Source organism: Sphingomonas sp. Leaf28 (assembly GCF_001421685.1).
In the GTDB taxonomy this organism is placed as follows: Bacteria; Pseudomonadota; Alphaproteobacteria; order Sphingomonadales; family Sphingomonadaceae; genus Sphingomonas; species Sphingomonas aurantiaca.
Map to the genome: position 1 here is coordinate 250,297 of NZ_LMKX01000011.1, position 12,142 is coordinate 262,438.

12 protein-coding genes are annotated in these 12,142 nt (G+C 68.4%); 9 read left to right on the forward strand and 3 right to left on the reverse strand.

Features of this window, described 5'->3' with window-relative positions:
- The first annotated feature begins 221 nt into the window (after positions 1-221).
- Together ASE79_RS18735 and ASE79_RS21150 are read left to right on the forward strand one after the other, a co-directional pair.
- On the forward strand, positions 222-1,505 hold the full coding sequence (locus ASE79_RS18735) for a glycosyltransferase (protein ID WP_056420301.1): 1,284 nt from the start codon (positions 222-224) through the stop codon (positions 1,503-1,505).
- A gap of 19 nt (positions 1,506-1,524) precedes the next feature.
- Complete coding sequence (locus ASE79_RS21150) at positions 1,525-2,391, forward strand: hypothetical protein (protein ID WP_156359761.1); 867 nt, start codon at positions 1,525-1,527, stop codon at positions 2,389-2,391.
- 20 nt (positions 2,392-2,411) lie between these two features.
- Here the strand turns inward: ASE79_RS21150 and ASE79_RS18745 are convergent, their stop codons facing one another.
- Positions 2,412-3,206, reverse strand: a complete 795-nt coding sequence (locus tag ASE79_RS18745) for a metallophosphoesterase family protein (protein WP_235517062.1) — start codon at positions 3,204-3,206, stop codon at positions 2,412-2,414.
- Positions 3,199-4,293, reverse strand: a complete 1,095-nt coding sequence (locus ASE79_RS18750; protein WP_156359762.1) for a catalase family protein — start codon at positions 4,291-4,293, stop codon at positions 3,199-3,201. Before ASE79_RS18750 ends, ASE79_RS18745 begins: the two co-directional genes overlap by 8 nt.
- A 107-nt stretch (positions 4,294-4,400) precedes the next feature.
- Between ASE79_RS18750 and ASE79_RS18755 the strand changes: the two genes are divergently transcribed.
- From ASE79_RS18755 to ASE79_RS18770, 4 genes are all read left to right on the forward strand, one after another.
- Complete coding sequence (locus ASE79_RS18755) at positions 4,401-5,075, forward strand: fumarylacetoacetate hydrolase family protein (protein ID WP_056420307.1); 675 nt, start codon at positions 4,401-4,403, stop codon at positions 5,073-5,075.
- Between the two features lie 44 nt (positions 5,076-5,119).
- Positions 5,120-6,754 (forward strand): OFA family MFS transporter, encoded by a 1,635-nt coding sequence (locus ASE79_RS18760; RefSeq protein WP_056420310.1) that lies wholly within the window; start codon positions 5,120-5,122, stop codon positions 6,752-6,754.
- A gap of 151 nt (positions 6,755-6,905) precedes the next feature.
- Positions 6,906-8,039: a PepSY-associated TM helix domain-containing protein gene (locus ASE79_RS18765; RefSeq protein WP_056420313.1), complete on the forward strand. Its 1,134-nt coding sequence runs from the start codon at positions 6,906-6,908 to the stop codon at positions 8,037-8,039.
- Complete coding sequence (locus tag ASE79_RS18770; RefSeq protein ID WP_056420315.1) at positions 8,036-8,266, forward strand: hypothetical protein; 231 nt, start codon at positions 8,036-8,038, stop codon at positions 8,264-8,266. The genes ASE79_RS18765 and ASE79_RS18770 overlap by 4 nt, the downstream gene beginning before the upstream one ends.
- A gap of 91 nt (positions 8,267-8,357) precedes the next feature.
- On the opposite strand, the gene ASE79_RS21335 is transcribed toward ASE79_RS18770, so the two are convergent.
- Positions 8,358-9,017, reverse strand: a complete 660-nt coding sequence (locus tag ASE79_RS21335; protein ID WP_056420318.1) for a hypothetical protein — start codon at positions 9,015-9,017, stop codon at positions 8,358-8,360.
- 111 nt (positions 9,018-9,128) lie between these two features.
- Here ASE79_RS21335 and ASE79_RS18780 point away from each other — a divergent pair, with 111 nt between their 5' ends.
- The 3 genes from ASE79_RS18780 to ASE79_RS18790 are packed head-to-tail and all read left to right on the forward strand — an operon-like array spanning position 9,129 to position 12,139.
- Positions 9,129-9,794 (forward strand): response regulator transcription factor, encoded by a 666-nt coding sequence (locus tag ASE79_RS18780; RefSeq protein WP_056420590.1) that lies wholly within the window; start codon positions 9,129-9,131, stop codon positions 9,792-9,794.
- A 37-nt stretch (positions 9,795-9,831) separates the two neighbouring features.
- Complete coding sequence (locus tag ASE79_RS18785; RefSeq protein WP_056420321.1) at positions 9,832-11,223, forward strand: sensor histidine kinase; 1,392 nt, start codon at positions 9,832-9,834, stop codon at positions 11,221-11,223.
- Positions 11,105-12,139 carry an NAD(P)-dependent oxidoreductase gene (locus ASE79_RS18790; RefSeq protein WP_156359774.1) on the forward strand — a complete coding sequence of 345 codons (1,035 nt, stop codon included), beginning with the start codon at positions 11,105-11,107 and terminating at the stop codon, positions 12,137-12,139. The genes ASE79_RS18785 and ASE79_RS18790 overlap by 119 nt, the downstream gene beginning before the upstream one ends.
- Positions 12,140-12,142 lie beyond the last annotated feature (3 nt).

Here is a 12,142-nt window from a genome sequence, read left to right on the forward strand (position 1 = left end):
GTTTCGTCGGACGCCTCGGCGCCGACTGAGGAAATGGCCGCCGTCCGGGACACCGGGCGGCGACCTTTTTCGTTTGTGCAGCCGTCCAGGCCTTGGTGGCAGCGGTCCGATCCGCGCGCGCCCGTCGCTGACATTTTCCCGCAATGAATATGTCGTACCAGCCGGCTCTCGGCGGCTGATGACGGCCCCTGTTCCAGCGGCCGAAAAGGACCCCAGCGCCGATGCGGAAGATCGTCCTCGCCACGATCGGCTCGCTTGGTGACCTGCATCCCTTCATCGCCATCGGTCTCGCGCTGCAGGCCCGCGGGTTCGCGGTCGTGCTGGCGGTGCCGGCGGATCACGTCGCGAAGGTCGAAGCGGCGGGGTTGACCGGTGTGGCGATCGTCGGCGGGTTCGATACGCTGGCAAAGGCGCTTGGCCTGCCGCCCGAACAGGCGGCGCGGCGGATCATGGCGGATCAGACCTATCTGATGGACCGGATCCTGATGCCGTGGCTCGCCGATAGTACGACCGCGCTGGACGCGGCGATGGACGGCGCGGTCGCGCTGGTCGCATCGCTGTTCGTGTTCGCCGCGCCGATCGTCGCGGAACTACGCGGCGTACCGCTCGTCAACGTGCTGCTGCAGCCGATGGCGACCTTCTCCGCTTACGCCCCGCCCAGCACCCCCGATTTCCGGATGATGGCCCCCGCCCCGGCCGGCCCGGTCGGCAGAGCGTGGAACAGGGCGGTATACCGCGTCATGCGCGGGGTCCTGCGGCACCGCCACGCACGCCCCGTGAACGCGGTTCGCGCAGCGCACGGGTTGCCGCCGTCCGCGCAGGCGCTGTTGCTGGAGACGCCCGCTGCCACCGCGCTGACGCTCTGCTGCTATTCGCCGCTTATCGCGCCGTCACAGCCCGATCTTCCCGCCACGATGCGCATCACCGGCTTTGCCGTGTTCGACAGCGATACCGGCGCGCCCGAGAGGCTCGATCCGGCGCTGGATGCGTTCCTCGCCGCGGGACCGGCGCCGCTGGTGTTCACGCTGGGATCGTTCGCCACGTTTGCGCCGGGCGATTTCTACGCGACGGCGGCAGCGGCAGCCCAGGCGCTCGGCCTGCGAGCGGTCCTGCTCACCGGCAACGACGCGCAGGCGGTTTCGACCGAGATGGTTCACGTCTGCCGCTATGCGCCGCACTCGCTGCTGTTTCCACGCGCGTGCGCGATCATCCATCATGGCGGCGCCGGCTCGACCGGCCAGGCGCTGCGTGCGGGAAAACCCCAACTCGTCGTGCCGCATATGGGCGACCAGCACGACAATGCGCGTCGGATCCAGAGGATGGGTGTCGGCCGGACGCTGTCGTCGCGCCAGTTCACGACGACGCGCGCGCGGGCCGCGATCGCCACGATCCTGAGCCCGTCCCTGGAATCGAAGGCTGCGCAGATCGGCGCGCAGGTTTCGCGAGAGAACGGCGCCGGCGCCGCCGCGGACCAGATCGCATCCCTGCTGATCGCGCCCGACTGACCCGACAGGCACGTTGCAGGTGAATAGCGCAAAAAAGATCGTCGATGCCGGACGTTGCCGTTGGACCGTTGCCGGTCTAGGCGGACTGCCGATGCGGTCGGCGTACCATCCTTCGTCGAACGAGACGCCCGGCGCGGCACGCCGGCGCAGCACCGCGTTCATCCTGACCGTCATCGCGCACGTCCTGATCCTTCTGTTAGTGTTACGGCTAGGCCCGTCGTTACCAACCTCGCCTAACGGGCAACGCAATCCGACGACATTCCAGATGCTTCCGGACCGCGGAGCACCCTCGCCGGAGCAAAGTTCGCCAGCCGCGGCCGAGGCAAAACCGGCAAGTCGCGGTCAAAGGGAAAAGCCGCCTACACCGCCGCGCGTTTCACCACCGATCAGAAGCGTGCCTGCCTCTCCTCCGGGCAAATTGACGCTAGGGATCGACCTGCTCGGGGGTGATGAACTGTTCAAGGCGGCCGATGTCGCAAAGCTGGCCCGGCATCCTGAAGACCGTCTCGCTAAGGTGGAAGACGAAAAGCCTCTCAAGCCCAAGACGAAAAGCGCAGCGGTGTACGGCCCAGGCTCAGGACCGGACGGTGGGCCCATCTACGAGATGGTCGCCTGGTACCGTGAACCTACGGATGCGGAAATGGATGGCTATCTGTCCCATCAGCCCGCGGGGAGCTGGGGGATCATCGCCTGCAAGACGGCCCCCGACTATCGCGTCGAAAACTGCCGGACGGTCAGCGAATCGCCGGTCGGATCGGGCATCGCACGCGCCATGCGACAAGCCGCATGGCAGTTTCGCATCCTACCCCCAAAGGAAGACGGCAAACCGTTGATCGGGGTCTGGATGCAAGTCAGAATGACGTATACGAGCAACGGCCTGCGGTAGGGGGCGTCGACCGGCCCCGCTCAGCTTGGCGACGTGATCGAATGCTTGGCCTCCGGCGACAACGTCCGCGCGAGTGTCACGAAGCGCCCGCTTTCGAGTCGGATCTCGTTGAACGCAGGCGGACTGCCGCGAGTCCGTTTCGACAGCGTGCCCGCGCCGATCATCCGGATCGTCCGCCCCTCGCGCTCAACCGGCACGTCGAACGGATCATGGACGTGCCCAGACAGCACCGCATGCGCACCCGCCTCCGCCAGCGCGGTCAGCGCCTCGTCGCCGTGGCGAGTCTTGGCGGTGCCGGTGGTCCCCCCCTCGATCAGCGGATGATGCGCGCCGATAAAGATCAGATTGCCCTTGGGCACGTCGGCGATCATCGCCAGCGCACGCTTGAGCGAGCCTGAGCTCACGCGCCCCTTCGACCAGTTCCACCGCCACTGCGCGCGCGCGGTCGTTTTCAGCGGCACGACCGTGACGCCGGGAAGCTCGAGCGGCCGTTCGATCATCTGCTCGACCGCCGCATAGCGCTGATAGGGCGCGAAGAACCGCCGGAACGGATCCCAATAATAGGGAATGTCGTGGTTGCCGACTTCCAGCGTCACCGGCACGCCCAGCGAGCGCAGCCAGTCGCCGCCCCGCTGGAACTCGTCCTTGGTGGCGCGCATCGTCAGGTCGCCGGTCATGATGACCGCGTCGGGCTTCTCGTCCGCTACCCGTTCGGAGAACCAAGCAATCGCCGCCGGATCCTCTGCACCGAAATGCACGTCGCTGACGTGGAACAGCTTCAGCGATGCGCTGCCCTTGGCCGACGCGTCACGCAAGGTCGGAGAGCTTCGCGGGCTGATGCACCGGGCATCCGTTGAACCGTCCGCGAAACTCGGACGACAGCTCATAGGTTTCCTTGCGGACGCGATTGATCCCGCCAAGCGGCTGGTGCGCGGTGATCCCGTTCCACACGCTGTAGACGAGTGCGTCGTCGGTGCGCTCGCTGCTGCCCTGTTCCCAGGACGCCTGCGCCGGGACCTCCAGCTTCGCGATCGTCGTGAACGGGCTGATCGCCTCGTCCCACACGACCGACGCGTCCTCGATCGGCATGGCCTCGAGATCGGTGTTGATCTGCACGCGCAGTTCCCACGTCCCGCCATGCTCGGCCAGCGCTTCGCGAACGACCTCGCGCAAGGCATCCGGGCGCGTGGTGATATCGACGAGGGTGCCGGTCAGCGCGACCAACTCGGGCGAGACGGGGACCAGCGCGAATTTCGCAATCGAATCGCCGTAGCGAAACGCGGTCTGCGAATAATAGGTCTCGCCGAGCGGGTGCACGGGCTTGGCGCCACCCAATGTCTGCAACGTCGCGGACTGCTTACCGACTGCTTCCAGCGCGGATTCGACGACGCGGAACGTTGCCGACATCGCCTTCTTCACGCCCTCGAACCGATCCGTCGTCTTGGTCAGCAGCTTGAGGTTCTTGCCGAACGCCTTGGGATCGCTCGCGGAGAAAGCGGGCGCATTGACCATGATGAAGTCCTGCGTCGTGTCGCCTTCCGACCCGGGCAGCCGATCCCCTGCGACGTCGAGAATCTTTAGCGCCAGCCCCCGCGGCAGGCTGACGCTGTCGTCGAGGATGTCACCCGCGTTGGTCGAGATCCGGATCACCGCGTCGTGACGACCGGGCTTAGCGAAGGCTCCCTGCGCGAGGAGCGGCGGCAGGCCCTCGGATATCGTGATAGACCCGCGCGCGATGCCGTGCGCCTTGGCATGGACCGCGCGGACGGCATGGCCATAATCCTGCGACGTCGTCTCCAATATCTCCTGGAACGACGCCTTGAGGCCCTGCAACGTCTCCGCTTCGTCGGGAGCGATCGTCTCGACCGACGGGTCGAAACGGACGGGTTGGGTGCTGGGCATCGCGATCTCCACTACGTAGACAGGCCCAACCCATCGTGCCGGAGGACGTTCCGCGTGCGTTGCAAACCATGCCCGGACACGTGATGTAGGCCGCCAAAGGAGCCACCATGCACATTCCCACGATCACCGCGCCGAGCGTCGCCATCGCCGGTACGACCGACCGCTTTCCCGTCCGCCGGATCTTCTGCGTCGGCCAGAACTATGCCGATCACGCGCGCGAGATGGGCTCCGATCCCGACCGGCAGGAGCCGTTCTTCTTCTCCAAGCCCGCCGACGCCGTCGTCGCAAACGGCAGCACGCTCCCCTTCCCGCCGCAGACGCAGGACCTCCATCACGAAGTCGAGCTGGTGATCGCGCTGGGCGCAGGCGGCAAGGATATCGCAGTGGCCGATGCCGCAGCGACGATCTTCGGCGCCGCGGTCGGCATCGACCTGACCCGGCGCGATCTGCAGGCCGCGGCCAAGGCGATCGGCCGGCCATGGGACATGGCAAAGGGCTTCGATCGCTCCGCCCCGATCGGCGCGATCACGCCGGGGATGCCCGCAGCCAGCGGCGGCATCGCGCTCACCATCGACGGCGAGACTCGCCAGTCGGGCGACCTGTCGATGATGATCTGGAGCGTGCCGGAGATCATCGCGACGCTGTCGACCTTCGTCGAGCTGGCGCCGGGCGACCTGATCTTCACCGGCACCCCCGCGGGAGTCGGCCCGATCCGCCCGGGGCAAAGCGTCAGCGCAACGATCGACGGTTTTGAAACGCTGCGGGTGACATTCACCGCCTGATCGTCCACGCTCCCGAAAGATAACCAAATATAATCGGGGGTTGGATGACGGATACGATCGATACGGGCATCGGTAACGCAAGCGGACACGGCTTTCTCAGCCGCGCGCGCACCGTTGCCGCCCCCGGTTTCAACCGGTGGCTGGTGCCGCCCTGCGCGCTCGCGATCCATCTGTGCATCGGCATGGCGTACGGGTTCAGCGTCTTCTGGCTGCCGCTGTCGCGTGCGATCGGGATCACCGACCCCGTCGCCTGCCCCAACCTCTCGCTGCTCGGCGCGCTGACCACGACGAGCTGCGACTGGCGGGTGAGCGATCTCGTCTGGACGTACACGCTGTTCTTCGTCGTGCTCGGCGGCGCCGCGGCGATCTGGGGCGGCTGGCTCGAACGCGCGGGGCCGCGCAAGGCCGGCGTCGTCGCCGCCTTCTGCTGGTGTGGCGGCATGGGGATCGCCGCGATCGGCGTGGCGATGCACCAGTTGTGGCTGATCTGGATCGGATCGGGCGTGATTGGCGGGATCGGGCTTGGGCTCGGCTATATCTCGCCCGTTTCGACGCTGATCAAATGGTTTCCCGACCGGCGCGGCATGGCGACCGGCATGGCGATCATGGGCTTTGGCGGCGGCGCGATGATCGGCGGACCGCTCGCCGATCTGCTGATGAAGCATTTCGCCAGCGCGACCGGCGTCGGCGTGTGGCAGACGTTCCTGGTGCTGGCGGCTGTGTATTTCGTGTTCATGATGGCCGGCGCGATCGGCTACCGCGTCCCGGCCGAGGGCTGGGCACCGGCAGGCTGGACCGCACCCACCAGTGCCAAGGCATCGATCAGCCGCTTCAACGTCGCGCTGTCCGACGCACACCGCACGCCGCAATTCTGGCTGGTGTGGCTGGTGCTGTTCTTCAACGTCTCCGCCTCGATCGGGATCATCGGCATCGCATCGCCGATGTTGCAGGAGCTGTTCGGCGGTCGCCTGATCGATGCGCCCGGCGTGCTGTTCACCGCGTTCGACGACGACCAGAAAAAGGCGGCGGCGGCGGTCGGCGCGGGCTTTGTCGGCGCGATCAGCCTGTTCAACATCGGCGGCCGGTTCTTCTGGGCGTGGTTGTCCGACCGGATCGGCCGCAAGCCGTTGTTCGCGACCATCCTCGTCGCGGGCGCGCTGCTCTACGGGCTTGCCGCACCGGCGCTTGCGGGCACGACGCTCGGGCTGTTCATCCTCGTCTTCTGCATCCTTGCATCGATGTACGGTGGCGGGTTCGCGACGGCGCCGGCCTATCTCGCCGATCTGTTCGGGACGAAATATGTCGGCGCGATCCATGGCCGGTTGCTGACCGCCTGGTCGACCGCGGGCGTGGTCGGGCCGCTGCTCGTCGCGAACATGCGCGACCGGGCGATCGCCGCGGGCGTGCCGCGCGGCGATATCTACCCGCCGATCTTCTGGGTGCTGGCGGCGATGCTGGTCGCCGGGTTCGTCGCGAACCTGTTCGTCCGGCCGGTCGCCGCGAAGTTCCACATGCCGGCGGACGATGCGCCGCGGGCGGTCGAGACGGTTGCCGGCGGCACCGTCGCGGCGGAAACCGGCACCTCGCCGATCGTGATCTTCGCATGGCTGGCGGTCGGGCTGCCGATCCTCTGGGGGATCTACATGACGCTGTCGAAGGCGCTGATCCTGCTCAAGTAACGCGCCCCTACTGCACTCCTCCCCCTGGCGGGGGAGGAGTGGTTGAAAGGTTGCTCGTTCACATCGCTATTGCACATCGTTATCAACTCTGTACGTGTGTGCCGGTGAGCATCCGGCCGCCTTTTTCGTTCGACGACGCCGCGGCGCGCGCATGACTCGCGGCACGATCAAGACCTGGTACCTCGTCCACAAATGGACGAGCCTGATCTGCACCGCGTTCCTGCTGATGCTGTGCGTCACCGGGCTACCGCTGATCTTCCAGGACGAGATCGATGGCTGGCTCAACCCGCCCGCGCCGATGGCGACTCTGCCCGCGGGCACGCCATCGCTCCCGTTCGACGCGATCCTGAAGCGGGCCGCCGCGACCGCGCCGGGCGATATTCCGCTCTATATCAGCTTCGATGACGACCGGCCGATCGTCTATGTGACGACCGGCGCGACCGCGGATGTCGCACCGGCGGCGATGCACTTCCTCGCCTTCGACGCGCGCACCGGTGCGACGATGCCGCCCTACGTTCCCGGCGTGATGGCGTTCATCCTCGAACTCCACACCGACATGCTGCTCGGCTTCTGGGCGGAAATCTTCCTGGGCGTGATGGGCCTGCTGTTCTTCGCGGCGATCGTCTCGGGCGTCGTTCTCTACGCGCCGTTCATGGCCAAGCTCGACTTCGGCACGCTGCGACGCGGCCGCAGCAAGCGGCTCGGCTGGCTCGATCGCCACAATCTGCTCGGCATCGTCACGCTCGCCTGGGCGAGCGTCGTCGGCGTGACGGGGACGATCAACACCTTCGTGGTGCCGATCACCAACATCTGGAAGGCGAACGGCCTTGCCGCGATCGCCGCGAGCGAGACGCGCACGCCGCTCGGCCCCAATCGCGCCTCGGTGCAGGCGGCGCTCGACGCGGTGCAGCGCAAGGCGCCCGACATGGAACCGCAGTTCATCGCCTTCCCCGGCGTCGTGTTCAGCAGCAAGCATCATTATGCGGTGTTCATGAAGGGCACGACGCCGATGACGTCGAAGCTGCTGCTGCCCGGGTTCGTCGATGCCGCGACCGGGCGACTCGATTCGGTGACGCCGATGCCGTGGTACATGCAGGCGATGCTGCTCGCGCAGCCGCTGCACTTCGGCGATTATGGCGGGCTGGTGATGAAGATCGTCTGGGCGGTGTTCGACGTGCTGACGATCGTGGTGCTCGGCAGCGGCCTGTATCTGTGGCTGCGCCGCAAGGGCGGTCCGAGCGAGCAACGGGTCCGCGAAGTCGTGATGGCGGGAGAAACAGCATGAGCCACAAGACCAACCGCCAGATCTTCGCGGTACCGATCCTGCTGGGCGTGTCGACCGTCGCGGGTCTCGGCGCTGGGCTGGTGGGCGACGGCGTCTGGGATGTCGGCGCAGGCCTGCTGCTCGCATTGCCGCTGGCCGTGACTGCGCGGTGCTGGATCCTGCCCCCCGCCACGCAACCGCGCCGCGCCGAAACGCCAAGGGCCGCGCAGATCGCGCGCCGAGCCTGAACGCGCAACGACGACAAAGCGGAGTCCTTGCGGCCCCCGCTTTGTCGGCAGTGAACGAGTGATGGAGCCGGCATGACCGGCTCCATCTGGATCAGGTCGCTGGCGTCGCCTGCGGTGCCGGCGCGGTCGCCGGTGCCGGGGCAGCAGGCGCACCCGCCGGGACACCGACCGGCGCACGCGCCGCACCCGGAGTCATTGGCGGCGGCGGGGGTGCCATGCCGGCCGGGGGCGGAGGCGCCCCCGGACCGCCGGGGCCACCCGGACCACCAGGACCGGCAGGGCCATCGCGACCCGGACCACCGGGGCCACCCGGACCGCCAGGACCACGTGGCGGGCCACCGATCGGGCCGAGCGCGGTCACCTTGCCACCGGCACCGACCAGGAACGAGGCATGGACGAAGCCATCCTCGAACCGGCCCTGGATCGTCACCGGCTGGCCGGCGGTGACCAGAGCGCCATTGTCGCCCTCGCGGCCGAGGTCGACCAGCGCGCGGCCGGTCTGGTCGGCCATCACGAACTTGTTGCCGTAGATCTCGGCGACGGTGCCGCGGATCGTGACGATGCCGTCCGACTGGAGCGAGCGGATCGCGATGGGCGTGGCGGGCGCCATCGTCACGCTGGGGCGCGTGGCGGCGACGGTGACGGCACCGGCGGCACCACCGACGGCGAGCAGGCCGGCCGCGGCAAGCGCCAGGCGGTTGCGGCGGAAGTTGAAGCCCTTTTTCGGGGCGATGTGGGAATGTTCGGTCACGTGCGTCTTTCCTCTCATTGGTTGACGAATCACCGTTTAGGCGCACGCTGCCGACGCCCGCTGAACCAAGCCGTTCAGATTCCGTTGGGGTCTCGGACATAGGGGATGCGCATGCGGGTATTATTGGTCGAAGACGATGCGGCGATCGCCGACGGGCTCGCGCGAGCCCTGCGCGCGGAGCATTTCGCGGTCGACGTCGCGAGCAATGGCGAGGATGGCGGCCATCTCGGCGCCACCGAACTCTACGACGCGGCGGTGCTCGATCTCGGGCTCCCCAAGCGCGACGGGCTCTCCGTCCTGCGCGACTGGCGCGCCGCGGGCCGCGATTTGCCGGTCCTCATCCTGACTGCGCGCGACGGCTGGTCGGAGAAGGTCGAGGGGTTCAAGGCCGGCGCGGACGACTATGTGGTGAAACCCTTCCGCGTCGAGGAGGTCGTGATGCGACTTCGCGCGCTCGTCCGCCGCGCGGCCGGCCACGCTGCGGCGCGAGTCACCTGCGGCCCGCTGGCGTTCGACGCGCAGCTCGGCACGTTCGAGCTCGACGGCCTGCCGCTGAAACTCACCGCGTTCGAATGGCGCGTGCTGTCGGCGCTCATGCTCCGCCGCGAAGTCGTGATCGAACGCGCCGACCTGATCGAGCGAGTCTACGAAGGCGATGCCGATGTCGATTCGAACTCGATCGAGGTTATCATCGGCCGGTTGCGCCGCAAGATCGGCGCGCAGATGATCGAGACGGTGCGCGGCCGCGGCTACCGCCTGACGGCGGACGGATCGTGACCTCGCTGGCCTTTTCCATCCTCCCGCGAGCACGGCGATGAAGAAGCCCCTACGCCTCATCCCGCGATCGTTGTTCGGCCGGATGCTCGCGATCGCCGCACTGTCGACGGGTCTGGCGCTCGTCTTCGCGGGGATCACGATCGGCAACGTGCTCGAACGGTTCGTCATGCGCGGACTCGACGAGCGCCTCGACGCGCAGGTCGCGGTGCTTGCCCGCGCGGTCCGCCCCGACGCGACGCTCGACCGGACCCGCGCGGTCGACCTGCCCGACTTCGGCGTCCCCGGATCGGACTGGTCGTGGCATGTCGACGGCCCCGCCGGTCGGGTCGATAGCGGTACGACGCCGCCGCTCCCCGCCCCGAGACCTGCCGCACCACCGCCGGCGCCCAAGCCCGGTGCCGATCGCCCCCCGCCCCCGCCCGGCCCCGGAGGCCCCGAGGACCGCCAGCTTCACGCCGGCGACACGCGGGCAAGCAGCGGCGAGCGGCTCCATTCGCGGACGATGGAGGTGCCCACGCCACGCGGTGCGGTGACGATCACCGCGATCGGCCCGCGCCGGATCGTCGAGGAACCGCTGCGCGAGGCAATGATCCCGCTGCTCGGCTCGCTTGCGCTGCTCGGCGCAGGGCTCGCGCTCGCGACGCTCCTCCAGCTGCGCTTTGGGCTGCGGCCCTTGCGCGATCTGCGCACCGCGCTCGCCGCCGTGCGCGCGGGCACGCAGCGGCATGTCCCCGACGAGCAACCGGGCGAGCTGCAACCGCTCGTTACCGAACTGAACGCGCTGATCGACCAGAATGCCGCCGGGCTCGCGCACGCACGCCAGCACGTCGCCAACCTCGCGCATGGCCTGAAGACCCCCCTCGCCGCGCTGTCGCTGCGGATCGCTGAGGCCGGCGCGGGCGACGACGTCCGCGACATGGTCGACCAGATCGACCGTCGCGTGCGCCATCATCTCGGCCGCGCGCGCGCCGATGCCACGGGCGGCGCGCGGAGCCGGACGCCGATCGCCCCCGCGGTCGACGACCTCGTCGCGGTGCTGCGCCGCATCCATGCCGACCGCCCGATTGCGGTCGACATCGCCATCCCCGCCGGGCTCGCGGTCGCAATCGACGCGCAGGATCTCGACGAGATGATCGGCAACCTGCTCGACAACGCCTGGCGCCATGCGCGCGCGGCGCTGGCGATCAGCGCCGCGGCGGCAGACGGCGTCGTGACGCTGGACGTCGCGGACGATGGCGAAGGGATCGACGACGCGGCAATCGCGCAGGCGATGCTGCCCGGCCGACGCCTCGACGAACGCGGCGATGGCCATGGCTTCGGGCTGTCGATCACGCGCGAACTCGCCGAACTCAGCGGCGGCACGCTCGTCCTGGGGCGTTCGACGACCGGCGGACTGCTCGCACGCCTCAGCCTCCCGCTGCGCGCATGACGCAGCGATCCGTCGCGGTGTGCGTTGGCCCGGCGACAGGCATTCGGAAGGAAGTAGCATGAAGGTCGGATTCATCGGGCTCGGCCAAATGGGCAGCGCCATGGCCGCCAATCTGGTCAAGGCGGGCCACGCGGTCACCGTCTGGAACCGCTCACCCGGCAAGGCCGATGCGCTGGTTGCGGCGGGCGCGGTTCTCGCGGACACCCCCGCCGCCGCCGCGCAGGGCGATGTCGTGATGACGATGCTCGCGGACGATCGCGCGCTCGAAGCGGTGGTCTTCGGTGAGGACGGCATCCTCGATAGCCCGGCGCTGCACGTGTCGCACAGCACGATCGGCGTCGCGCTCGCCGACCGGCTCGCGGGCGAGCGGCAGCGTTATGTCGCCGCACCGGTGTTCGGCCGCCCGCCCGCGGCGGAGGCGGGCAAGCTGTTCGTCGTCGCGGCCGGCGCGGACGACCTGATCGACCTGTGCGAACCGGTGTTCGAGGCGATCGCCCAGCGCGTCTTCCGCGTCGGCACCACGCCCTCGGCCGCCAATCTGGTCAAGCTGAGCGGCAATTTCATGATCATGGCCGCGGTCGAGGCGATGGCGGAGGCGATGACGCTGGCCGAAAAGGGCGGCGTCGACCGGGCGACCTTGCTCGAGGTGCTGACCGGCACGCTGTTCTCAGCGCCGGTCTACAAGACCTATGGCGACATGCTGGTAGCAGATGCCTTCAAGCCAGCGGGCTTTGCAGCACCGCTGGGGTTGAAGGACATGAACCTGGTCGACGCCGCGGCGGGCGCGTCACGGACGCCGATGCCGCTGCTCGGGATCGTTCGCGATCATCTGCGTACCGCGATCGCGCTGGAGGGCGAGGATGTCGACTGGGCGGGTGCAGGCCTCGCCGTCCGCCGGGCGGCTGGCCTGGACTGACGC

What these genes read in the sequence shown, in the direction of transcription:
- ASE79_RS18735 (WP_056420301.1), top strand. Translation starts at nt 222, where the DNA reads ATGCGGAAGATCGTCCTCGCCACGATCGGCTCGCTTGGTGACCTGCAT.
- ASE79_RS18770 (WP_056420315.1), top strand. Translation starts at nt 8,036, where the DNA reads ATGAGCCACAAGACCAACCGCCAGATCTTCGCGGTACCGATCCTGCTG.
- ASE79_RS18780 (WP_056420590.1), top strand. Translation starts at nt 9,129, where the DNA reads ATGCGGGTATTATTGGTCGAAGACGATGCGGCGATCGCCGACGGGCTC.
- ASE79_RS18760 (WP_056420310.1), top strand. Translation starts at nt 5,120, where the DNA reads ATGACGGATACGATCGATACGGGCATCGGTAACGCAAGCGGACACGGC.
- ASE79_RS18750 (WP_156359762.1), bottom strand. Translation starts at nt 4,293, where the DNA reads ATGCCCAGCACCCAACCCGTCCGTTTCGACCCGTCGGTCGAGACGATC.
- ASE79_RS18765 (WP_056420313.1), top strand. Translation starts at nt 6,906, where the DNA reads ATGACTCGCGGCACGATCAAGACCTGGTACCTCGTCCACAAATGGACG.
- ASE79_RS18755 (WP_056420307.1), top strand. Translation starts at nt 4,401, where the DNA reads ATGCACATTCCCACGATCACCGCGCCGAGCGTCGCCATCGCCGGTACG.
- ASE79_RS18790 (WP_156359774.1), top strand. Translation starts at nt 11,105, where the DNA reads ATGGCTTCGGGCTGTCGATCACGCGCGAACTCGCCGAACTCAGCGGCG.
- ASE79_RS18785 (WP_056420321.1), top strand. Translation starts at nt 9,832, where the DNA reads ATGAAGAAGCCCCTACGCCTCATCCCGCGATCGTTGTTCGGCCGGATG.